Source organism: Streptomyces sp. NPDC048441 (assembly GCF_043200235.1).
GTDB lineage: Bacteria > Actinomycetota > Actinomycetes > Streptomycetales > Streptomycetaceae > Streptomyces.
Genome location: NZ_JBICXM010000009.1, coordinates 17,142 through 38,171, shown reverse-complemented (window position 1 = coordinate 38,171; position 21,030 = coordinate 17,142). Strand labels below are relative to the sequence as shown.

Annotated in this window: 20 protein-coding genes; 11 read left to right on the top strand and 9 right to left on the bottom strand. The window is 70.7% G+C overall.

Annotation, left to right across the window (positions count from 1 at the left end; genetic code table 11):
• Window positions 1-45: 45 nt before the first annotated feature.
• Window positions 46-594 (top strand): ATP-binding protein, encoded by a 549-nt coding sequence (locus ACGFSB_RS22685; protein ID WP_393402106.1) that lies wholly within the window; start codon window positions 46-48, stop codon window positions 592-594.
• A gap of 56 nt (window positions 595-650) precedes the next feature.
• Here ACGFSB_RS22685 and ACGFSB_RS22680 read toward each other — a convergent pair whose 3' ends face one another.
• The 3 genes from ACGFSB_RS22680 to ACGFSB_RS22670 are packed head-to-tail and all read right to left on the bottom strand — an operon-like array spanning window position 651 to window position 4,368.
• The gene (locus ACGFSB_RS22680; protein ID WP_393402758.1) at window positions 651-3,212 is read right to left on the bottom strand and encodes an ABC transporter permease; all 2,562 of its coding nucleotides are present in this window, start codon (window positions 3,210-3,212) and stop codon (window positions 651-653) included.
• 5 nt (window positions 3,213-3,217) lie between these two features.
• On the bottom strand, window positions 3,218-4,072 hold the full coding sequence (locus ACGFSB_RS22675) for an ABC transporter ATP-binding protein (RefSeq protein WP_393402104.1): 855 nt from the start codon (window positions 4,070-4,072) through the stop codon (window positions 3,218-3,220).
• The gene (locus ACGFSB_RS22670; RefSeq protein WP_393402101.1) at window positions 4,069-4,368 is read right to left on the bottom strand and encodes an SHOCT domain-containing protein; all 300 of its coding nucleotides are present in this window, start codon (window positions 4,366-4,368) and stop codon (window positions 4,069-4,071) included. The genes ACGFSB_RS22675 and ACGFSB_RS22670 overlap by 4 nt, the downstream gene beginning before the upstream one ends.
• Window positions 4,369-4,529: 161 nt before the next feature.
• Here ACGFSB_RS22670 and ACGFSB_RS22665 point away from each other — a divergent pair, with 161 nt between their 5' ends.
• From ACGFSB_RS22665 to ACGFSB_RS22645, 5 genes are all read left to right on the top strand, one after another.
• Window positions 4,530-5,117, top strand: a complete 588-nt coding sequence (locus tag ACGFSB_RS22665; RefSeq protein ID WP_393402099.1) for a TetR/AcrR family transcriptional regulator — start codon at window positions 4,530-4,532, stop codon at window positions 5,115-5,117.
• A gap of 74 nt (window positions 5,118-5,191) precedes the next feature.
• The gene (locus tag ACGFSB_RS22660; protein WP_393402097.1) at window positions 5,192-5,806 is read left to right on the top strand and encodes a DUF4865 family protein; all 615 of its coding nucleotides are present in this window, start codon (window positions 5,192-5,194) and stop codon (window positions 5,804-5,806) included.
• Window positions 5,807-5,889: 83 nt separating this feature from the next.
• Window positions 5,890-6,771: a phosphotriesterase gene (locus tag ACGFSB_RS22655; protein WP_393402755.1), complete on the top strand. Its 882-nt coding sequence runs from the start codon at window positions 5,890-5,892 to the stop codon at window positions 6,769-6,771.
• A gap of 180 nt (window positions 6,772-6,951) precedes the next feature.
• Entirely contained in the window at window positions 6,952-7,548 is a 597-nt protein-coding gene (locus ACGFSB_RS22650; protein WP_393402094.1) for a TetR/AcrR family transcriptional regulator, read from the top strand.
• Window positions 7,549-7,689: 141 nt separating this feature from the next.
• Window positions 7,690-8,904, top strand: a complete 1,215-nt coding sequence (locus tag ACGFSB_RS22645; protein WP_393402091.1) for an MFS transporter — start codon at window positions 7,690-7,692, stop codon at window positions 8,902-8,904.
• On the opposite strand, the gene ACGFSB_RS22640 is transcribed toward ACGFSB_RS22645, so the two are convergent.
• A complete protein-coding gene (locus ACGFSB_RS22640) occupies window positions 8,901-10,133 on the bottom strand; it encodes an ROK family protein (RefSeq protein WP_393402089.1) in 1,233 nt (410 codons plus the stop codon). The two genes, ACGFSB_RS22645 and ACGFSB_RS22640, sit on opposite strands and share 4 nt — an antisense overlap.
• Before the next feature lie 259 nt (window positions 10,134-10,392).
• On the opposite strand from ACGFSB_RS22640, the gene ACGFSB_RS22635 reads away from it, so the two are divergent.
• Window positions 10,393-11,619 (top strand): MFS transporter, encoded by a 1,227-nt coding sequence (locus ACGFSB_RS22635; protein WP_393402086.1) that lies wholly within the window; start codon window positions 10,393-10,395, stop codon window positions 11,617-11,619.
• An 89-nt stretch (window positions 11,620-11,708) separates the two neighbouring features.
• The gene (locus ACGFSB_RS22630; protein WP_393402084.1) at window positions 11,709-12,485 is read left to right on the top strand and encodes a maleylpyruvate isomerase family mycothiol-dependent enzyme; all 777 of its coding nucleotides are present in this window, start codon (window positions 11,709-11,711) and stop codon (window positions 12,483-12,485) included.
• A gap of 117 nt (window positions 12,486-12,602) precedes the next feature.
• On the opposite strand, the gene ACGFSB_RS22625 is transcribed toward ACGFSB_RS22630, so the two are convergent.
• Window positions 12,603-13,007 (bottom strand): MarR family winged helix-turn-helix transcriptional regulator, encoded by a 405-nt coding sequence (locus ACGFSB_RS22625; RefSeq protein ID WP_393402081.1) that lies wholly within the window; start codon window positions 13,005-13,007, stop codon window positions 12,603-12,605.
• Window positions 13,008-13,095: 88 nt separating this feature from the next.
• Here ACGFSB_RS22625 and ACGFSB_RS22620 point away from each other — a divergent pair, with 88 nt between their 5' ends.
• Together ACGFSB_RS22620 and ACGFSB_RS22615 are read left to right on the top strand one after the other, a co-directional pair.
• Window positions 13,096-14,595 (top strand): MFS transporter, encoded by a 1,500-nt coding sequence (locus tag ACGFSB_RS22620; RefSeq protein WP_393402078.1) that lies wholly within the window; start codon window positions 13,096-13,098, stop codon window positions 14,593-14,595.
• Window positions 14,596-14,682: 87 nt separating this feature from the next.
• The gene (locus ACGFSB_RS22615) at window positions 14,683-14,955 is read left to right on the top strand and encodes a DUF6332 family protein (RefSeq protein ID WP_393402076.1); all 273 of its coding nucleotides are present in this window, start codon (window positions 14,683-14,685) and stop codon (window positions 14,953-14,955) included.
• On the opposite strand, the gene ACGFSB_RS22610 is transcribed toward ACGFSB_RS22615, so the two are convergent.
• From ACGFSB_RS22610 to ACGFSB_RS22600, 3 genes are read right to left on the bottom strand one after another with little or no spacing between them, the layout of a single operon-like run.
• Window positions 14,916-15,581, bottom strand: coding sequence for a response regulator (locus ACGFSB_RS22610; protein WP_393402073.1), 666 nt, complete (start codon window positions 15,579-15,581; stop codon window positions 14,916-14,918). The two genes, ACGFSB_RS22615 and ACGFSB_RS22610, sit on opposite strands and share 40 nt — an antisense overlap.
• Complete coding sequence (locus ACGFSB_RS22605; protein WP_393402070.1) at window positions 15,578-16,834, bottom strand: sensor histidine kinase; 1,257 nt, start codon at window positions 16,832-16,834, stop codon at window positions 15,578-15,580. The genes ACGFSB_RS22610 and ACGFSB_RS22605 overlap by 4 nt, the downstream gene beginning before the upstream one ends.
• Before the next feature lie 53 nt (window positions 16,835-16,887).
• Window positions 16,888-19,134, bottom strand: coding sequence for an MMPL family transporter (locus ACGFSB_RS22600; protein ID WP_393402067.1), 2,247 nt, complete (start codon window positions 19,132-19,134; stop codon window positions 16,888-16,890).
• 142 nt (window positions 19,135-19,276) lie between these two features.
• Between ACGFSB_RS22600 and ACGFSB_RS22595 the strand changes: the two genes are divergently transcribed.
• Entirely contained in the window at window positions 19,277-20,209 is a 933-nt protein-coding gene (locus ACGFSB_RS22595; RefSeq protein ID WP_393402064.1) for a BTAD domain-containing putative transcriptional regulator, read from the top strand.
• Here ACGFSB_RS22595 and ACGFSB_RS22590 read toward each other — a convergent pair.
• Window positions 20,124-20,819: a TetR/AcrR family transcriptional regulator gene (locus ACGFSB_RS22590; protein WP_393402062.1), complete on the bottom strand. Its 696-nt coding sequence runs from the start codon at window positions 20,817-20,819 to the stop codon at window positions 20,124-20,126. The genes ACGFSB_RS22595 and ACGFSB_RS22590 overlap by 86 nt on opposite strands.
• Between the last annotated feature and the right edge of the window lie 211 nt (window positions 20,820-21,030).

Below are 21,030 nucleotides of genomic sequence, written 5' to 3'. Positions count from 1 at the left end.
CCGATCGTCGTCTTCTTCCGGACCGCAATTCGGGGAGTCGCAGCCGTGATCAGCCAGCCAAGCAGGTATTGCACCGTGGAGCTTCAGGCTCTGCCGTCGCGGATCGGCCAGGTCCGCAGAATCGTATCGGCGCAGTTGCGCTACTGGCATCTCGATCCCTTGATAGACAAGGCCGCGCTCGGTGTGACCGAGCTCCTGACCAACGTGCACCGGCACGCACAGCCGGACAAGGTGTGCACCGTGGAGATCGAGCTGCTGCTCGACCGCCTCACGGTCTCCGTGCACGACCACGATCCCCGCCTTCCCGAGGTGCGCGACGCGGAGGCGTTCGCGACCTGCGGACGTGGCCTCGCGATGGTCGCCGCCGTCAGCGAGAGCTGGGGGGTACGCCCCCACGGTGACACGGGCAAGGTCGTCTGGTTCACCCTCCCGGCCCCGGCCCCTGCCCCCGCGCTCGCTCCGCCGCCCTCGTTCCCGGTGTACGGCGCGACCACGGCCGGTCCCTTCGCGGACCTGACTGCCGGGGCGCCGGAGCCCGTCGCCGACGGGCACGTACCCGGACACGCTCCCGCCCGGTCGGCCGTTGTCGGCTGACCGGGCGGTGACAGGCTCCGCGCAGCGGGCGTCCTACGTCGCCCGCTGGCGATGCGTCACTCGGTGGCGATGGCACGCAGCACGTCGAGGCGTGCGGCCCGCCGTGCCGGACGCAGACCCGCGAGGGCTCCCGCCGCCAGGCCCACCAGGGCGACCACCACGAGCTGCGCCGGCGGCACCGCGAACGCGAAGGCACTGCTCGTCGCACCGTCCGACGCCTTGACGAGCACCCAGCCGAGGAAGCCGCCGAGCGCCAGGCCGCCGGCCGTGCCGAAGGCGGCGACAAGCACCGACTCCCAGCGCACCATGGCCCGCAGCTGCGCCCTGGTCTGTCCGACGGCGCGCAACAGGCCGAGCTCGCGGGTACGTTCGTGGATCGCGAGGGTCAGTGTGTTGGCGATGCCGAGCAGCGCGATCAGGACGGCGAGCGCGAGCAGGGCGTAGACCAGCGTGAGCATCATGTCGATGCCGCTCGCCGCGGACTGCGCGTACTCGCCACGGGTCTGCACATCCGGATTGCCGTACTCCTGCGCGGTCTTGGAGACCGCGGCCCTGCCGTCGTCCGCGCTCACACCGTCCTTGAAGCTGACGGAGACGAGACTGTCGGCGTCCTGTGCGCGGTGCGGTGCCCAGGCCTCGCGGGTGATGACGTAGTCCCCCGCCAGCTCCGACTGGCCGTACAGCGCCCGGACGGTGAAGGTGGCCTTCTTGCCGTCGGCGAAGGCGAGTTCGGCCCTGTCGCCGACCGTCAGATCCCGCTTCTCGGCCTCCGAACGGGTGATCGCGATGCCGTTCGTACCGAGGCCGTCGAGCGATCCTTCGACCTTGCCTAGGTCGAAGGACTTGGCGAAGGGAACGGGATCGGTGACGGTCAGGGCGCGCCCTTCCCCGTTGACCTCCGCCGCGCCCTTGCCGAGGCCGACCGCGGTCTCGACCTCCGGCCGCTCGGCGAGAGCGGGGGCCAGCTTGGGGCTGAGTCCGCTGCCGCCCGCGCCGAAGCCGGGGGTGCTGATGGCGAGGTCGCCGGCGAAGGAACGGTTCACCGTCTGGTCCATGGTCGCCTTGAGCGAGGCGCCGAAGACCGTGAAGAGCGAGACGACGGCGACGCCGATCATCAGCGCGCTCGCGGTGGCGGCAGTCCGCTTGGGACTGCGCAGGGCGTTGCGCCGGGCGAGCCCGCCCGTGACACCGCGCAGCCGGTCGAGGGGCCCGCCGATGATGCGTACCGCCCTCGATGAAGCGACAGGGCCGAGCACCACGAACGCGGCGAGCGCGAGCACCGCTCCGGCCCCGGCCAGCCACACGGACGGACTGACCAGGACGCCGACGAGGGAGAGTCCTACGGCGATGAGCGCGAGGCCCGTGCCGACGACGGCGCGGTTGCGCGAAGCACCGGAGTGGTCGACCGCGGTCTCGCGGAGTGCGGCCAGGGGTGCGGTGCGCCCGGCCCGTACGGCGGGCAGCAGCGCGGAGCCGAGGCAGACCACGATGCCGACGGCAAGGGGCAGCAGCATCGACAGGCCGCTGATCACCAAGTCACCTTCGGGGAAGGGGAATCCGATGGCCGGGAAGAGTGCCTGGAGCCCGGCCGCGATCCCGATGCCGCCCGCGAGACCGGCGGCGGACGCCGCGACGGCGACCACGCCCGCCTCGACGAGGGTAGATGCGGTGACCTGCCGCCGCGAGGCTCCGAGCGCACGCAGGAGTGCGTTCTCGCGAGTGCGCTGGGCGACGACGATCGCGAAGGTGTTGTGGATGCTGAAGGTCGCGACGAGAAGGGCGATACCGGAGAAGACGAGCAGGAAGCTGGTGAAGAGCGTCAGGAACTGGCCGGAGATGTTGTCGGTGTTCTCCGCCGCCGACGCCTCACCGGTGATGGCCTCAACTCCCTTGGGCAGTACGGGACTCAGCGCGTCGACCAGTTCTTGCTCGGTCACGCCGGGCCCGGCCCGCACCTGGATGGAGGCGGCCTCGCCGGGCTTCGGCGTGAGGTACTTCTCGGCGTCGGCCTGTGTCATGCCGGTGAAGGTGGTCTGCGCCATGCCGTCCTCGCCACCGAAGGTCGCGAGGCCCACGATCGTCACCTTGACGGGGTCGGGGGTGCGCAGCGTGGTCGTGTCGCCAATCTTCAGGTCGCCGGTCTCGGCGGCACCGCGGTTGACGACGACCTCGCCGGACTTGGCGGGGACGCGGCCTTGTGCCAGCTGGTAGGCGTTCAGCTCGCTGTCGCCGATCCAGTTGCCCGCGAGGGTGGGCGGGCCTTGGCCGCCGATGGGCTCCCTGTCCTTGCCGAGGAGCTGGCCCGCGCCCTGGATGCTGGGCGCTGCGGCGGCGACGCCGTCGGTCCGCTCGATCTTCTGGACGAGCGAGGTTCTGACGGGCTGCCGGGTGCCCTGGCTGTCGTCAGGGGTGGTGATGGTGCCGGCGCTGCGGACGACGGCGTCGGTGCCGCTGGTCGCGTTGCCGAACATGGTGTCGAAGCTGCCGCGCAGGGTGTCGCCCATGACGAGCGTGCCCGCCAGGAAGGCGACACCGAGCATGACCGCGAGGAACGTACCCGCGAAGCGGCGCTTGTGGCCGCGCAGCGAGGACAGGCTGATGCGCGCGGACGCGCTCAGGGAACTCATGATGGTGCCCCCTCGGTACCGGATGTGGTGGTACCGGATGTGGTGGTACCGGATGTGGTGGTACCGGACGTGGCCGCGGCCTTCGTGTCGAAGGCCTTGAGCCGGTCGAGGACCTTGTCGGCGGTCGGGTCTTGCATCCGGTCCACGAGGCGGCCGTCGGCCAGGAAGACGACCTCGTCGGCGTGGGCGGCGGCCACCGGGTCATGGGTGACCATGACGACGGTGCGGTCCATCTGGCGCACCGCGCGGCCCAGGAGGCGCAGCACCTCCTCGCCGGAACGGGAGTCCAGGTTGCCGGTCGGTTCGTCGGCGAAGACGACGTCCGGCCGGCCCGCGAACGCCCTTGCCACGGCGACGCGTTGCTGCTGCCCGCCGGAGAGCTCGGTGGGCCGGTGATGGAGTCGGTCGCGCAGCCCCACCACGTCGATGAGGGCGTCGATCCACTCCCGGTCGCCCTGGTTGCCGCCCCGCTTGCCCGCGAGGTCCATCGGGAGCGTGATGTTCTCGGCGACGGTCAGCGTCGGCACCAGATTGAAGGCCTGGAAGACGAAGCCGATACGGTCGCGGCGCAGGAGCGTCAGCCGCCGGTCGTCGAGCGTGCCGAGCTCGGTGCCGCCGATGTGGGCGGCCCCCGATGTGAGGGTGTCGAGGCCCGCGGCACAGTGCATCAGGGTGGACTTGCCGGAGCCCGACGGGCCCATGATCGCGGTGAAGCGTCCGGCCGGGAAGCCGACGCTCACCCCGTCCAGGGCCCGCACCGCGGTGTCGCCACTGCCGTAGACCTTGACGGCGTCCGTGACGCGGGCCGCGTCGAGAGTGGCGGTGCCGCGCCGCCCGGTCACGGTGGTCATGCCGCACCGCCCTTGGTGTTACGCCCGAACTCCTCATTCAGGACGGACAGGCGCCGCCAGTACTCGTCCTCGTCGATCTCCCCGGAAGCGAATCGACGGCCGAGCACGGCGATGGGCGATTTCTCATCGATGCGTACGTTCCCCTCGACGCCGCCCCGCTGCCACGGCGCACGGCGGCCCCGCCACACGGTGCGGCGCAGGAGGGTGATGCCGCCGATCACTACGGCCGCCCAGATGAGCGGGAAGAACAGGATCCACGGGCCGGGTCCGCCGTCGAACTGAGCCAGGGTGTTCATGGTGTCCATCTCCTCGGAAGCGATTGCCGCGGGGTTGTCTGACACCTCGAGACTCGCTCTCCGAGGGGGTCCGAGTCGTCGTACGGCTAGCTGCTGTGCGCGTACCACGCGGGGAGTACGTGGGAGGTGCGGGGCTGCTCCCTGGGGTTGTACCTACTAGTATGTACAGTAGGTACATGAGCAGTCCGGAGCGTCTGATCGAGTCCACCCGCGAACTGCTGTGGGAGCGCGGTTACGTCGGCACGAGCCCCAAGGCGATCCAGCAGCTCGCGGGTGCCGGGCAGGGCAGCATGTACCACCACTTCGCCGGAAAATCAGACCTCGCACTCGCCGCGATCCGGCGCACGGCCGACGAGTGGCGCGCCACGGCCGAGGACGTACTCGGCGGCACCGGATCGGCGTACGAGCGGATCGAGGCTTATCTGCTGCGCGAGCGCGACGTGCTGCGAGGATGCCCCGTCGGGCGGCTGACGATGGACCCTGACGTGATCGCGAGCGACGAGCTGCGCGCACCCGTCACCGAGACCCTCGACTGGCTGCGGGGCCGGATCGCCCGGATCGTCGAAGAGGGCCAGGAGCGGGGCGAGTTCGCGGCGTCGCTCGATCCGCGGGCGATCGCGGCGACGGTCGTCGCGACGGTCCAGGGCGGCTACGTACTGGCCAGGGCCTCGGGATCTCCCGCCACCTTCGACTTCGGCGTACGCGGACTGCTCGCCCTGCTGTTCGCCGCCACCCACCCTCCCGCGTAAAGGATCTGACGCCTCGTGCGTATCCCCCACAACCACCCCGACGATCACCCCGGCTGCCTGAGGAGCGCATGACCATGCACGCGATGCAGTACGAGATCACGCTTCCGGCGGACTACGACATGGGCATCATCCGCAACCGGGTGGCGGCCAAGGGGCATCTCCTGGACAACTACCCGGGCCTCGGAGCCAAGGCGTATCTGATCCGTGAGCGCGGTGTCGCCGAATCCCCGGTGAACCAGTACGCGCCGTTCTATCTGTGGAACACCCCCGAGGGGATGAACTCCTTCCTCTGGGGCCCTGGATTCCAGGGCATCATCGACGACTTCGGGCGTCCGGAGGTACAGCACTGGACGGGTCTTGCGTTCGCGGAAGGGGCGGCGAGGTCCACCATGCCTGCCAAGTCGGCCGCGCCGGCCATGCCGGCGGCTTCCGCGATACGGCGCCGTACTCCCATACCGGCCCGCGCCCGCCTGGGGGATCTTGCCACCGAACTAGTCCACGACACAGAGCAGTTGGCGCTCGAGGACGGCGTGATATACGCGGCGGCAGCCATCGACCCGCGAACCTGGGAAGCGCTGCTCTTCTCCGTCTGGGACCGCGAATCGCCCAAGGGGCAGGGTGACGTTTTCCAGGTGCTGCACCTGTCCACTCCGGAGCGGGCCCTGCTTCCGGAGGGGCAGCAGTGGTGAGCACGCCGGGTACGACCACCCCTGCCACCCCTGCCACCCCCACCGCCCACACCGTCCGCACCGTCCGTACCGTTCTCGGAGACATCGCCCCCGAGGCGCTCGGGATCTGCGACGCCCACGACCACCTATTCCTGACCAGCCCTCAACTACCTGGCCAGGAGCTGGACTCGGCAGATTCGGCAGCTCAGGAGCTTGTCGCCTTCCGGACAGCGGGCGGCGAGAGCCTGATCCAGTGGACGCCGCACGGGATGGGGCGTCACGCGGGGGAGCTACCGGAGCTCTCCCGGACGACGGGCGTACGCATCGTCGCCGCGACGGGCCTGCATCAAGCGGCCCACTATCCAACGGAGTTGCTGGACGGCCTACGCACCGAAGGGCTCGCCGACCTCTTCGTACGGGAACTGACCAAGGGCATCGCCGACACCGGCGTACGAGCCGGACTGATCAAGGTCGCTGGTGGCTTCCACGGCCTGGACGCGCACGCCCGCTGGACGATGGCCGCCGCGGCCGAGGCCCACCGCGTGACGGGCGCGCCCATCGCCGTCCACCTGGAGCTCGGCACCGGCGCTCTGGACGTACTGGACCTGCTGTGCGGGGAGTTGGACGTGCCGCCCGCGAAGGTCATCCTCGGCCATCTGAACCGCTCCCCCGACCTCGCGGTCCACCGGCAGGCGGCCGAAGCCGGCGCCTACCTGGCCTTCGACGGCCCTTCGCGCGCCCACCACGCCACGGACTGGCGGATGCCGGATGCCGTACGGGCCCTTGCCGAGGCCGGTTTCGCGGACCAGCTGCTCCTGGGCGGCGACACGACAACGGCCGGGGCACGTTCGGTGAACGGTGGCCCCGGCCTGCCGTATCTGCTGCGCAGGGTGCGTCCGCGGCTCGGGCTCGCCGTGGGGGACGGCCTGGTGGAGCGGATGTTGACGGGAAATCCCGGGCGGGCCTTCGCTGTGGCGTGGGCGTAGCTGCCGGTAGCTGCCGGTAGCTGCCGCTCGACGCGGTCAGTGGATCTTCCACTGGCCGGTGTCGTCCGCGAAGCCCGAGTCCGGCGTCCACTGCTTCACCAGTAACCCAGCAATGCCCTCGCACCGCACCCACCATCTCCCGTATTGCACTGTCCGTTCCAAAACCTGTACCGTACCGACATGGCCCGACCGAGAACCTTCGACGAGGAACGGGCCCTGGACGCGGCGATGCGCGCCTTCTGGGCGAATGGCTACGAGGCCACCTCGACCCAGGTTCTATGCGACGCCACCGGCCTGGGCCGCAGCAGTATCTACAACACCTTCAGCAGCAAGCACGAGCTGTTCCAGCGAGCCCTGGCCCGCTACATGGACTCCATGACCTCCAGTCAGGTCGAGATCCTGGAGGACGCGGAAAGCTCCCCCACGGAGCGTCTTCGCGCCCTCTTCACGCGGGTCGTCGACTCCGAATTCGAGTGCCGCGAAGACGGGCACAGCATCGGCTGCCTGACCGTCAACACGACCGTCGAGCTCGCCGGACGCGACCCCGAGGCCGCCGAGATGCTCGCGCGCGATCTCGCCGTGCGCCTGAGCGCGATCGGCGCTGTCATCCGCTCCGGACAGAGCAGCGGGGACATCACCTCCACGCGGGACCCGGGCGACCTGGCCCGCTTCCTGAACGCCGTCATCGGCGGTATGCGGATCTCGGCGCAGGGCGGCGCCGACCGCGCCACCCTGGAGGCCATCACCGGGACCGCCCTGGACGCGCTGACCGGCTAGCGAACCAGCACCCCCATCCCCCCAGGCCCGGCCATCGAGGCGGCCTGAGCCAAACCCGCGCGTCCTAGTTTTGCACTGATCAGTCCATAACTCTCCGACGCCAGACCAGCTGAAACCAACCCCCCGACAGGAGCAAGCACCGTGCCCCGCGCCGTATACCTCTTGGCCCTCGGTATTTTCGCCATGGTGACCAGCGAGTTCGTGGTCGCCGGTCTGATGCCGCAGATGGCCGACGGACTCGACGCCACAATTCCGGAGATCGGCTACCTCATCACCGCGTTCGCCGCCGCGATGGCCTTCGGCGGCCCCTTCCTCACCGTCGCCCTCCTGAAGATGCGTCAGAAGTCCGCTCTGCTAGTCCTGTTCGCCATCTTCCTCGCGGGCAACGTCCTCGCCGCCCTCGCTCCGGACTACCGCACCATGCTGGTGGCCCGCGTCATCACCGGTGTCGCGTCACAGGCGTTCTTCGGTGTCTCGATCTCGATGTGCTCGCAGCTCGCCCGGCCCGAAGTACGGGGCAGGGCCATCGCGGTGGCGCTCAACGGGCTGATGCTGGGTACGCTCCTCGGCCTGCCGCTCTCCACCGTCATCGGTGAACACCTGGGCTGGCGCGCCGCGTTCTGGGCCATCACCGGACTGACCGTCCTGGCCGCGCTCGCCACCCTCGCCGGTGTGCCGCGCGTGGAGCGTACGGACGACGACGGCGGCAGCCTGCGCCAGGAGCTCGGCGCCTTCCGCAGCCCCCGGCTCTGGCTGACCCTCACCACAAGCACCTTCGTCATCGGCGCGACGTTCTCCGCCTTCAGCTACCTCAACCCGATCCTCACCGAGGTCACCGGCTTCTCCACCGGCACTGTTCCGCTGCTGCTCATCGCGTACGGCGCGGCCACCGTCGTCGGCAACACGGTCGTCGGCCGCTTCGCGGACAAGCACGCCGTCCCGGTCCTGCTCACCGGGCTTCTGCTCAATCTGGCGTTCCTTGTCGGGTTCGCCGTCTTCGCCCAACTCGGCGTTCCTGCCGTGGTGTTGATGATGGGCATCGGCCTTGTCGGCGTCACCATGAACCCGGCTCTGGTGACCCGCGTGCAGCGCACCGGCAACGCCCGGCCGCTGGTCAACACCGTCCACTCCTCGTTCATCACGCTCGGCATCATCATCGCGACGTCCGTCGGAGGGCCCGCCATCGATACGTTCGGCCTGCGGGCGCCACTCTGGATCGGTGCCGCCCTCGCCGTACTCGGGGTCATATCGCTGCTGCCTGACCTGAGGAGGCTTCGCGACGGGCGAACTGCCCCTTCCACACCCTCAGTCGAGACCGATGGCAGTCCGGCCGCCAAGGAGACCGCCCGCGTCTAACCCAGCGCCCCCAGGGGGTCGTCGAGCACCGGCTGCCAAGCCAACTCGGCGGCTCCCACCAGGCTGTTGTGGTCCAGCGTGCAGGCCAGGATCGGTACGCCCCCGCTGCGCCCCCACAGACTCCGGTCGGCGACGACCGCGCGCAGCCGCTCGGGGTCGGCCTCGAGCAGCGCACGGTGCAGGCCGCCCAGGATGATGCGGTCCGGGTTGAGGATGTTCACCAGGCCCGCGAGTCCGAGGCCGAGGCGGTCGATCAGCTCCTCGACCGCCGCGCGGACCGAGGGGTCACCGGCCGCGTCCCGGAGCAGTTCGCGGGCCTGTTGCAGAAGCCCCTCGGGGCCGGGCTCGCGGCCCGCCGCCGTGAGGAAGGCCAGCGGGTCCGTCTCGACGTCCAGGCAGCCCCGGCTGCCGCAGTAGCAGGGGCGGCCCTCCGGATTCACCGTGAGGTGACCGACCTCGAGCGCGAGGCCCGAACTGCCCGTGTGCAACCGCCCGTCGAGGACGAGCGCACCGCCGACCCCCCGGTGCCCGGTCGCGACGCACAGCAGGTCGCGGGCGCCGCGCCCCGCTCCGTGCCGGTGCTCGGCGAGCGCGGCGAGGTTGACGTCGTTCGCGGCGAACGCCGGTCCCGCGATCCCCGCGTCCCGTACGCAGTCGGCGAAGATCTGCCGGACCTGCGAGCCCGCGGGCCACGCCAGGTGCAGCGGATTGAGCGCGGTGCCCTCCGGTTCGGCGACCGCCGACGGCACCGCGAGGCCCGCGCCCACGCACCGCCTGCCGGTTTCCCGCAGCAGCTGCGCACCCGCGTCGATGACCGAGCCGAGCACCTGTGCCGGGTCGGCGTCGATGGTCTCGCAGCCGGGCGCGGTGGCGACGATCCGGCCGCCGAGCCCGACGAGCGCGGCCCGGAATCCGTCCGAGTGCACCTGCGCGGCGAGCGCCACAGGGCCGTCGTCCGCGATGGACAGACCGTGCGAAGGACGGCCCTGCGAGCCGGCGGGCGCACTCGGCCGCGCGTCGATCCTGATCAGGCCGAGCGCCTCGAGCTCGGCGGCGACGGCCCCCGCCGTGGCGCGCGTGACGCCGAGTTCGGCGGTGAGCACGGCTCGGGTCGGGGCGCGTCCGGTGTGGACGAGCTCGAGGGCGGGGCCGAGCGCGCCGCGCCCTCGCTCCAGACGCGTACGCGTGGACAGATCCCCCTCCGCACGGGGGGCAGCCTTGCCGTTCATGAGGGCGAGTCTCCCATGATCCGTACACGGCCTTGCCGTTCAGTCGTCATCTGCTCGTGCACCACCCTTCCGCCGCCCGTCCCCTGCCGCCTCACGTTCCGCTTCACCTTCCCCCGCACATTCCGCCGCACATTCCGCCGCACATTCCGCCTCACGAGAACCTTCCGTCCATCGGTGAACCCGCCCCCTCCCACGAGGTGACCGCCACCTCACAGGAACTGTCTTGTACGCGGCCGGGGCGCACCCCTACTCTGACTTTGTGCCGCTACTAAACAAAACCACGTCCGCAGCGTCGCGGGCCACTCCCCCGGGCCTGGTCCGGCTCCGTGTCGCACTCACCGTCTTCTTCGCGCTCGACGGCTTCATCTTCGCCGGATGGGTCGTCCGCATCCCCGCCATCAAGGAACAGACCGGCGCGTCGGCGAGCGACCTCGGGCTCGCGCTGCTCGGGGTCTCCGCCGGTGCGGTGGTCACGATGACGCTCACCGGACGGCTCTGCCGCCGCTTCGGCAGCCATCCGGTGACCGTGGCCTGCGGGATCCTGATGCCGCTGAGCATCGCGCTGCCGCCGCTGACGCATTCGGCGCTCTCGCTCGGGCTCGTACTCCTGGTGTTCGGAGCCGCGTACGGCGGCATCAACGTGGCGATGAACAGCGCCGCCGTCGATCTGGTCGCCGCGCTGCGGCGGCCCGTGATGCCCAGCTTCCACGCGGCGTTCAGCCTGGGCGGCATGGTCGGCGCCGGGCTCGGCGGCCTGGTCGCGGGGCACCTCTCGCCCACCCGCCACCTGCTCGCGCTGACAGTGATCGGGCTGATCGTCACCGCGGTCACGGCGCCGACACTGCTGCGGCACGACGCTCCGAAGGCACCGGACACGCAGCCTCCTGCCGATGCCCCCAAGTCCCCCAAGTCCGCAGCCCCGCCCGGCCTCGACAACCGCACGCGCACACTCGTCATCGTCTTCGGCCTCATAGCGCTCTGCACGGCGTACGGAGAAGGGGCGCTCGCCGACTGGGGCGCCCTGCACCTGGAACAGGACCTGGCCGCGCACCCGGGCATCGCCGCCGCGGGCTACTCCTGCTTCGCGTTCGCCATGACCATCGGGCGGCTCTCCGGCACCACGCTCCTTGAGCGGCTCGGCCGGACCCGTACCGTCGTCGGCGGCGGGGCGACGGCCACGGTCGGCATGTTGCTCGGCGCGCTCGCCCCGTCCGTGCCGGTCGCTCTCATCGGCTTCGCCGTCACCGGACTCGGCCTGGCCAACATCTTCCCCGTGGCGATCGAACGCGCCGGCGCGCTCGCCGGACCGAGCGGAGTCGCCGCCGCCTCTACGCTCGGCTACGGCGGGATGCTCCTCGGACCACCGGCGATCGGGTTCATGGCGGACTGGTTCTCGCTGCCGACGGCGCTGACCAGCGTCGCCGTGCTCGCCGCCGTCGCAGCCCTCATCGGGTACGCGACACGCGGCGCGGCCAGTCATACCTGACCACGCGGCTCCAGAGCGCGACCGCGCGACCGCTCCAGTGATCGAATACTCCCGTGCTCGTGCGCGCTCCATCCGGCACAATCCCCCGCATGGAGATTGCCGAACACCTTCAAGTTCTTGATACGGAAGGCCGGTTGCTGGCCCGTGCCGCCGAGACGGCCGGGACGGACGCCAAAGTGGCCACCTGCCCCGGCTGGACCGTGCGCGATCTGCTGCGGCACACGGGGGCGGTGCACCGCTGGGCCGCGTCGTTCCCCGCCGAGGGGCATGTCTCACCGCGGCCCATGGGTGACCCGCCGGACCTGGACGGCGACGCCCTGATCGACTGGTACCGACAGGCACACGCCGACCTGGTCGCCACGCTTCGTGCCGCCCCGTCCGACGTACAGTGCTGGGCGTTCCTGCCCGCGCCGTCGCCGCTCGCGTTCTGGGCGCGGCGGCAGGCGAACGAGACGACGATCCACCGCGTGGACGCCGAGTCCGCACGCGGGGGCACGCCGTCCCCGATCGGCGCCGAGTTCGCCGCGGACGGGATCGATGAGCTGCTCCGGGGGTTCCACGCGCGCTCGCGCAGCAGGGTGCGGACCGACCGGCCCCGCGTCCTGCGCGTGCGGGCAACGGACACGGGCACAGGTACGGACACGGATACGGGCACGTACGCAGATGCGGACGCGGACGCCGTGTGGACCGTACGCCTCTCGCAGGAGCCGCCCGCCACGGAGCGGGGCGACACCGGGGACGCCGAGTGCGAGCTGTCGGGTCCGGCCGCTGACCTCTACTTGTCGCTGTGGAACCGCGGGCCCATTCCACACGTCACCGGCGACACCGAGCTGAGCACGCTGTGGCGGGAGACGTCAGGCGTGTGAGACGCCAGGCACGGGAGACGCCAGGCATGGAAGGCGTCGGGCGCGTGAGGCGCCCGGCGTCCGAGACCCGGGTTACTTGGAGCTGGGTTACTTGGAGCTGGGCTACTTGAAGCCGGGCTACTTGAAGCCGGGCTCCGCCAGCATCCTGCCGAGAACCTCGCGCTGCAGCGGACGTACCTCCGCATACAGTGCGCGCCCCTTGTCGGTGAGCACGACCCGCACCCCGCGCCGGTCCTCGCTGCACATCGCGCGCTCGACCAGACCGTCCTTCTCCAGACGGCCGATGAGCCGGGACAGCGCGCTCTGGCTCAGATGCACCCGGCCCGCGATGTCCTGCACGCGGTAGGCGCACTCGCCGTCCTCCGCGACGCCCTCGGACAGCACTTCGAGTACTTCGAAGTCGCTCGCCCCGAGGCCGTGCTCATGCAGGGCGCGGTCGAGTTCGCACAAAGTGCGTGCGTGCACCGCGAGGATGTCGCGCCATTGGTCCACGAGCCCTTGCTCGGCCTTCTTCGCCGCCATGACATCGCACGTTAGCAGAAAGTACCCCTTTATTGCATCGGAATTAAATGCACTTGCACTCAATGCACGCGCATGTACTGTACTCCGCATGACTTCTCCGCTCACAGCTGACTCCGCGTCCCCGGAGCGCTGGTCCCCGCGTCTGTGGGGCACTCTCCTCGTGCTCTGCGCCGCGATGTTCCTCGACGCCCTCGACGTGTCGATGGTCGGCGTCGCCCTGCCCTCCATCGGCTCCGAACTGAACCTCTCCACCTCGACCCTCCAGTGGGTCGTCAGCGGCTACATCCTGGGCTACGGCGGTCTCCTGCTCCTTGGCGGCCGAGCGGCCGACCTGCTCGGGCGGCGCCGCGTCTTCCTGATCGCACTCGCCGTCTTCGCACTCGCCTCGCTGCTCGGCGGGTTCGTCGACTCGGGTCCGCTCTTGATCGCGAGCCGCTTCATCAAGGGACTGAGCGCCGCGTTCACGGCGCCCGCAGGCCTTTCCATCATCACCACGACATTCGCCGAGGGCCCGGTCCGCAACCGCGCGCTGACCATCTACACCACCTGCGCCGCCACCGGCTTCTCCATGGGCCTCGTCCTCTCCGGCCTGCTCACCGAGGCCAGCTGGCGCCTGACGATGCTGCTGCCCGCACCCATCGCCGTCATCGCGCTGGTCGCCGGACTCAAGCTGATCCCGCGCAGCGCCCGCGAGAAGAACACCGGCGGCTACGACGTGCCGGGCGCCGTCACCGGCACGGCGGCGATGCTGCTGCTCGTCTTCACCGTCGTCGAGGCACCGGAGGCGGGCTGGGCATCGGCCCGCACCCTCCTGTCGTTCCTCGTCGCGGCCGTGCTGCTCGCCGTCTTCGTACGCATCGAACTGCGCACCGCGAGCCCGCTGATCCGGCTCGGCGTGCTGCGCTCAGGGCCCCAACTCCGGGCACAGATCGGCGCGATGACGTTCTTCGGCGGCTATGTCTCCTTCCAGTTCCTCGCCACGCAGTACTTCCAGACGCTGCTCGGCTGGTCGGCCCTGGAGACCGCGCTCGCCTTCCTGCCCGCGGGTGCCCTGGTCGCACTGTCGTCGACGAAGGTCGGTTCGGTGATCGACCGGTTCGGCACGCCCCGGGTCATCGTGGCGGGCTTCGTCCTGCTCGTCGCCTCGTACGCGCTGTTCCTGCGCGTCAGCCTGACCCCGTCGTACGCCTCGATGGTCCTGCCGTCCATGATCCTGCTCGGCTTCGCGTGCGCTCTGGTCTTTCCCTCGCTCAACATCCAGGCCACCAACGGCGTGGACGACCATGAGCAGGGCATGGTGTCGGGCCTCCTGAACACTTCGATCCAGGTGGGCGGCGCGATCTTCCTCGCCGTCGTCACCGCCGTGATCACCGCGGCGGGCGACGGTGCGGGCTCCTCGCCGCAGGCGGTGCTCGACAGTTACCGCCCCGGCCTGATCGTGGTCACGGCGATCGCCGGCGTCGGGCTCCTGATCACCCTCACCGGGCTGCGGACACGGCCTGCGCGACGTACGCAGGAGACGATCACGGTCGTGAAGTCCGTACAGCGCGAGGACGATCCGGAGCCTGTGGCCGCAGGCCGCGACTGATCCCGGCCGTCCGCGACCGATCCTCAACACCCGTCCCCCGGCAGGCAGTTCCTTGCCTGCCGGGGGCGCACCCCTGACAATCGGGACATGGGGCGAAGGACGCAGGCCCAGCGGGACGCGGCCACCGTGGAGATCGGCTTCGCGCTGTTCGTCGCGACGAGCCTCGCGGGGGCCGCCTTTCTGGCCGTGACGGCGGCGAACCACCTCTTCGGTGGGTCCTCACCCTCGCAGCACACGATGCACCGGATCGGCGCGGTCGTCGCCGCCACGGTCTTCGTGGTGTCCGTGGTGACGATCCTCGTACGGCACCGGCGGTCGCGTCAGCCCAGCCAGCCGGGGCGTACCAAGCCCGACTCATAGGCCAGGACGACCAGTTGGGCGCGGTCGCGGGCGCCGAGCTTCACCATGGTCCGGCTGACGTGTGTCTTCGCGGTGAGCGGGCTGACGACGAGACGGCGGGCGATCTCCTCGTTCGACAGGCCGATACCGACGAGAGCCATCACCTCACGCTCCCGCTCGGTGAGTTCGCCCAGCGACTCGACGACCGCGGGCTCCTTGGAGCGGGCGGCGAACTCCGCGATGAGGCGGCGCGTCACGCCGGGCGAGAGCAGCGCGTCGCCGTCGACAACCGCCCTTACGGCGCGCAGCAGTTCCTCCGGTTCGGTGTCCTTGACGAGGAAGCCCGAAGCCCCGGAGCGGATCGCCTCGAAGACGTACTCGTCCAGCTCGAAGGTGGTGAGCATGACCACCTTGACGTCGTTCAGGTCCGGCTCGTCGGTGATGCGCCGGGTCGCGGCGAGCCCGTCGAGCAGGGGCATACGGATGTCCATCAGGACGACATCCGGGCGCAGTTCACGCACCATGCGCACCGCCTCCTCACCGTCCGCCGCCTCCCCCGCGACCTCGATGTCCTCCTGTGCACCGAGCAGTGCCTTGAAACCGGCCCTGACCAACGACTGGTCGTCGGCGAGCAGTACGCGGATCACTGGTCCTCCTGAGGTGCCGTGCGGGTGGGCAGTACGGCGGTGACCCGGAAACCGCCGTCCGGGCGCGGGCCCGCCTCGATCGTGCCATCGAGGGCGGCGGCACGCTCCCGCATCCCGGCAAGTCCATTGCCGCTGCCTCCCGCGTCGGCCCCGGTGGAGGGGCCGTCGTCGTCCACGCGCAGGGTGAGCGCCGCCGCCTCGTAGCGGACCAGCACGCGCGCGTGGCGCGATCCGGAGTGCCGTACGACGTTCGTCAGGGCCTCTTGGACGATGCGGAAGGCGGCGAGGTCGACGCCGGGCGCCAGTTTCTTGCCCGCCCCCTGGGTGTCGACCGCGACCGTGAGTCCCGTACTGGCCGCCTGCTGCACGAGCTCGGGCAGCCGGTCGAGCCCCGGAGCCGGGGCGCGGGGCGCGTCTCCCGGCGTGCGCAGGGTGTCGAGCACCTGACGGACCTCCCCCAAGGCCTCCTTGCTCGCGGCCTTGATGGTGGTCAGGGCGGTGCGGGCCTGCTCGGGATCGGAGTCGAGCAGGGCGAGGCCGACGCCTGCCTGGACATTGATGACGGAGATGCTGTGCGCGAGCACGTCGTGCAGCTCGCGCGCCATGCGCAAGCGCTCCTCGTCGGCCCGCCGCTTGGCCGCCTGGGCGCGCTCGGCACGCTCCTTCATCCATTGCTCGCGGCGTACGCGGGCCAGCTCGGACACGGCGATGATCGCGACGACAAAGACAGCGACGACGGTCTCCTGGCCCCAGGTCCGTGCGTCGTCCCCATCGGGCGGCAGCCACCGGTAGAGCCAGTGCGCGACCAGGAGATGCCCCGCCCACAGCATCCCTACGGCGCCCCACGCCGCGCGCCGGTGCCCGGCGACGACCGCGGCGAAGCAGCCGACGGCCACCGTCAGCAGGACCGGGCCGTAGGCGTACCCGGCCCCCAGGTAGACCAGCGCCGTCCCGGCCGTGACGTACGCGACCGGGACGGGATAGCGGTGGCGCAGGAGGAGCGCGGCCGTACCCGCGAGCAGGAGGAGCCGGGCGAGGACGCCGAGCGACTCCCGGTCGGGCTGGCCGTGCGCGGCGAATCCGGAGCCGACCTGCACGAACACGGTGATCGCCAGTGTCGTCAGCCACGGCAGCCTGCTGACGTTCCCCGCCTCGTCCCGCTGGTTCCACCAGGGCGGCCCCTGCCGCCACATCGGCGGTCCACCCCAGGGCAGGGGCGGACCGCCGCGCCTGTGTTCGCGCTGCTCATCCATGTCGGCAACGCTAGACCGCGGGGCGGCCGGGGGGCGTCAGCCGGGCGTGGCGATCACGTGTACTCCCGCTGGAGTACGCCGGGGGGCTTGGAGCGGTCCGAGCCCCCCGAGCCGTCCGGGCCGTCCGGGCCGTCCGGGCCTTCGTGGAGGCCGAAGCGCCGGTGCAATCGGCGCAGCGGACCCGGCGCCCACCAGTTGGCGCGGCCCGCGAGCCGCATGGCGACGGGCAGCAGGACGACACGGATGAGGGTGGCGTCGACGAGGATCGTCAGGGCCGTTCCCACCCCGAGTTCCTTGAGGAAGACGACGCCCCCGGTGGCGTACGTGAGGAAGGAGAAGGCGAGGATCCCGGCCGCCGCGGTGATCAGTGGCGCACTCTGCCGGATCCCGGTGGCGACCGCCTTCGCCGTGTCGCCGACCCGGTCGTGCTCCTCCTTGATCCGGGCCAGCATGAACACCTCGTAGTCCATCGACAGGCCGTAGGCGACGCAGAACATCAGCACCGGAATGCTCGGTTCGATGGACCCGGTGGGCGTGAAGCCGAGGAGCCCCGACAGATGCCCCTCCTGGAAGACCCACACCAGGCAGCCGAACATCACCGACAGGCTGAGCAGATTGAGCACGGTCGCCTTGGCGGGCAGCAGCAGGCTTCCGGTCATCAGGAAGAGGATGACGAAGGTGGCGACGAGGATCAGTCCGACGGCATACGGCAGCCGGTCCAGGAGGGTGGCGCGGAAGTCGGTGGTCTCGGCCGGGTAGCCGCCGACCAGGGCGGGCGCGGGGGCCGGGGCGTCCCGGATGGCGTCGACGAAGGCGGGCACGTCGCCGTACAGCGCCGCTTGGGTCGGGACGACGGCGATGCGGGAGCCGTCGTCTCGTCCAGGGGATCCAGAGGTTCCAGGGGTTCCAGGGGTGATCGTCGACGGCCCGGTGCGGCGGCCGTCCTGGTAGCGACCGGTGGGCGCGTCGACCTGGAACACCCCTTGCACACGGGAGAGTTCGGCGGCGTACCGCTGCGTTTCCCGCGTGCTCACCGCCGCCCGGAGCACGACATGGACGGTGTCGGTCGGCTCGGCGGAGAACTCCTTGTGGATCGTCTCGGAGGTGGTGCGTGACGACGCGCCCGAGGGCAGGGTCCGTTCGTCCGGCAGCCCGAAGCGCAGGCCGAGCAGGGGTGACGCGGCGAGCAGCAGTACGCCGACCACGGCCGCACCCGCGGCGAGCGGTCGGCGCATCGCGGCGAGCGCGATGCGCTGCCAGATGCCGCTCGCCTCGCTCCGCGGGCGCTCCACGCGGTGGCCCCAGCGGGCGAGTGCGGCGGGCAGCAGAAGCAGCGCCCCGGCCACCGCGGTGACGACGACGAGGACACCCGCGTACGCGAATGAGCTCAGGAAGAAGAACGGGAACACCAGGAGCGCGCAGAGCGAGACCGCCACGGTGACCCCGCTGAAGATCACGGTGCGTCCGGCGGCGGAGGTCGCCCGGACCACGGCGTCCTCCTGAGCGTGCCCCGCGTGCCGTTCCTCGCGGTAGCGGTTGATGACGAAGAGGCTGTAGTCGATGCCAAGACCCAGACCCAGGACGAGCGCGAGATTCGCCGCGAACGTCGACACTTCGGTGAACTGCGCGATCGCCCGCAGACCGGCGAGCGTCCCGACGACCGAGAGCAGCCCGACACCGATGGTGAGCAACGCCGCTGCCGTGCGCCGGTAGACGAGGATCAGCAGGAGCAACACAGCGGGCAGGGCAAGCATTTCGGCGCGCAGGAAGTCCGCGCGGGCCTGCTCGCCGACCTGCCGGGAGATCTCCTCCTGACCACCGACGGTTACCTTCAACTCCGTGGTGGTGCGTGCCAGTTCGGGTGAGAGCGTGGCGAGCCGCTCGCGGGTGTCGGTGGCATTGCCCTCCAGGCGGGCGAGGATCAGGGCGCGGTCGCCGCTGGAGGCACGCAGGGCGGGGTTCTTGCCCATACCGGCCCAGTAGGCGCTGACGTCCGTGACGCCGGGTATGTCCCGTACCTCGGCGGCCAGTCGGTGGGCGGCGGCCGTCGTACGCGGCGAGTCGACGTCGCCGTCGCGGGCTGTGACGAGGAGCGCGAGGTTGGGATTGCCCGTGCGGTACTCCTCGCGCAAGATCTCCGCCACCCGCACGGATTCCGTGCCGGGCGCGTCCCAGCGCGCGAGGTCCAGGTCGGTCTGGGCGCCCGCTCCGTAGGCGCCCAGGCCCAGGAAGGCCAGTACCACGCCGATCAGCACGGCGCGGCTGCGCCGCACCACGAAACGGCCGAGCCGGGTCAGCATCGCTGTCTGCCTCTCTTCCGGGATCCCCGTGCGGGAGCCGCGGTGCCGCCACGGTCACAGGCCCCGCTGGAATGCCCGCTGGAAGAACCGCTGGAAGATCCACCGGAGCTTGGGTGCGCGGGGGCCGGGTTACGCTCGCCCCATGAGTGCTGTGGGGATGGCTATGGGGATGTCCGAGGCGCCCGAGGGGATGCGCTCGATGTGCTCGATGCGCTTCGAACTTCTGGGACCGCTGCGGGCGTTGCACGGCAGCGAGGAGGTTCCGCTCGGGCCGCCGAAGCAGCGGGCGGTGCTTGCGGTGCTGCTGCTCCAGGAGGGGCGCCCGATCTCGTACGAGGGCCTGGTCGAGGCCGTGTGGGGCGACGAGCCGCCCGCCCATGTGCGCAACCTCGTGCAGAAGTACGTCTCCGGGGTGCGGCGCGCCTTCGCGTGCGCGGGCGAGGCGGGGCCCGCGCTGACGTGGACGGGCAGTGGTTACCGGCTGTCCGGTGGGGTGGCCGACGATCTGCGGGAGCGGCGACGGCTGGTCGACGCAGCGCTCGCCGCACGTGACGCGGGACAGTTGCGGCACGCGGGTGAACTCATCGACCGTGCCGAAGCGTTGTGGCGCGGCGAATTCGCGGAGGGCCTCAACGCGCCGCACCTGACGGCGGAACGGCTCCGCTGGCGCGAGAAACGGCTCACCGTCCTGGAGGCCAAGATCGCCGGGGAGATCGAACTCGGCCGCTCCTTCGAGTACGTCCACGAACTCATCCGGCTTGTCGCGGCCCACCCGCTGCGCGAACGCCTGGTCGAGCTCCTGATGAACGCCCTGTACCGCACCGGCCGTTCCTCCGATGCCCTCATCGCCTTCGAGGCCGCCCGGCACCGGATCGCGGACACGATGGGCGCCGATCCGGGGCCCGCGCTGCGATCCCTGCACGAGCGGATGCTGCGACAGGACCCGGAGCTCCTCGCGACGCGGGCGGCGGCTACTCCTACTGCTACTGCTACTGCTCCAACAGCCCCACACCATGGGCGAGTTGAGCAGCCGCGTGTGAGAAGAACGCCGAACGGTCCTCAACGACTCGATTGAACTGCCCGAACACCTCGAAGCCCACCATCCCGAACAGCTGGGCCCACGCCGCGACGACTGCCGTGATCACCGCCGGAGGCAGATCGGGCGCGATGTCCGCCGCGATCCGCTCACCCTCGGGACGCAGCGCACCCGGCAACGGCTTGGCGGCGACGCCTCGCCCCTGATGTGCGTCGCGCACGATCCCGATGAGCAACCGCCCGACGCGCGCGGCGGCTTCGACGGTGGAGGCGGGCGCGCTGTAGCCCGGCACGGGCGAACCGTAGATGAGGGTGTACTCATGCGGATGCGCAAGCGCCCAGGACCGCACCGCCTCACACACAACCGTCCACCGCCGCACGGGCTCGGCCGACGCGACCTCGGCGTGCGCGGCTTCGGCGGCCGCGCCGAGGGAGTTGTAGGCGTCGATGATGAGCGCGGTCAGGAGCTCGTCGCGGCTGGGGAAGTAGCGGTAGAGCGCGGAGGACACCATGCCGAGCTCACGGGCCACAGCACGCAACGAGAGCTTGGCGGCCCCTTCGGCAGCCAGCTGTCTGCGCGCCTCGTCCTTGATGGCCGCGGTGACTTCGGCTCGGGCGCGGGCCCTGGCTCCACTGGTAGCGGTACTCATAGAGGCAGTGTGCCACGGGTTCGGAGCAGTGCGCTGAAACAGGAGCAGTGCACTCGAATTGGAGCGGTGCGCTGAAACGGGAGTGGCGCATATTTTCGAGAGCACTGCTCTTGAAATGGGGCACCAGTCTCGTGCACACTGCTCTCAAGCGAGAGCACCGCTCTCGGAACCTCGCCCTGGTCCTCCCGACCCTCCCAGCTCGCCCAACCCA

Coding starts and splice junctions, on each gene's coding strand:
- ACGFSB_RS22675 (WP_393402104.1), bottom strand. CDS start 4,072: ATGACCACCGTGACCGGGCGGCGCGGCACCGCCACTCTCGACGCGGCC.
- ACGFSB_RS22670 (WP_393402101.1), bottom strand. CDS start 4,368: ATGAACACCCTGGCTCAGTTCGACGGCGGACCCGGCCCGTGGATCCTG.
- ACGFSB_RS22665 (WP_393402099.1), top strand. CDS start 4,530: ATGTACAGTAGGTACATGAGCAGTCCGGAGCGTCTGATCGAGTCCACC.
- ACGFSB_RS22660 (WP_393402097.1), top strand. CDS start 5,192: ATGCACGCGATGCAGTACGAGATCACGCTTCCGGCGGACTACGACATG.
- ACGFSB_RS22650 (WP_393402094.1), top strand. CDS start 6,952: ATGGCCCGACCGAGAACCTTCGACGAGGAACGGGCCCTGGACGCGGCG.
- ACGFSB_RS22640 (WP_393402089.1), bottom strand. CDS start 10,133: ATGAACGGCAAGGCTGCCCCCCGTGCGGAGGGGGATCTGTCCACGCGT.
- ACGFSB_RS22630 (WP_393402084.1), top strand. CDS start 11,709: ATGGAGATTGCCGAACACCTTCAAGTTCTTGATACGGAAGGCCGGTTG.
- ACGFSB_RS22625 (WP_393402081.1), bottom strand. CDS start 13,007: ATGGCGGCGAAGAAGGCCGAGCAAGGGCTCGTGGACCAATGGCGCGAC.
- ACGFSB_RS22620 (WP_393402078.1), top strand. CDS start 13,096: ATGACTTCTCCGCTCACAGCTGACTCCGCGTCCCCGGAGCGCTGGTCC.
- ACGFSB_RS22615 (WP_393402076.1), top strand. CDS start 14,683: ATGGGGCGAAGGACGCAGGCCCAGCGGGACGCGGCCACCGTGGAGATC.
- ACGFSB_RS22605 (WP_393402070.1), bottom strand. CDS start 16,834: ATGGATGAGCAGCGCGAACACAGGCGCGGCGGTCCGCCCCTGCCCTGG.
- ACGFSB_RS22600 (WP_393402067.1), bottom strand. CDS start 19,134: ATGCTGACCCGGCTCGGCCGTTTCGTGGTGCGGCGCAGCCGCGCCGTG.
- ACGFSB_RS22595 (WP_393402064.1), top strand. CDS start 19,277: ATGAGTGCTGTGGGGATGGCTATGGGGATGTCCGAGGCGCCCGAGGGG.
- ACGFSB_RS22590 (WP_393402062.1), bottom strand. CDS start 20,819: ATGAGTACCGCTACCAGTGGAGCCAGGGCCCGCGCCCGAGCCGAAGTC.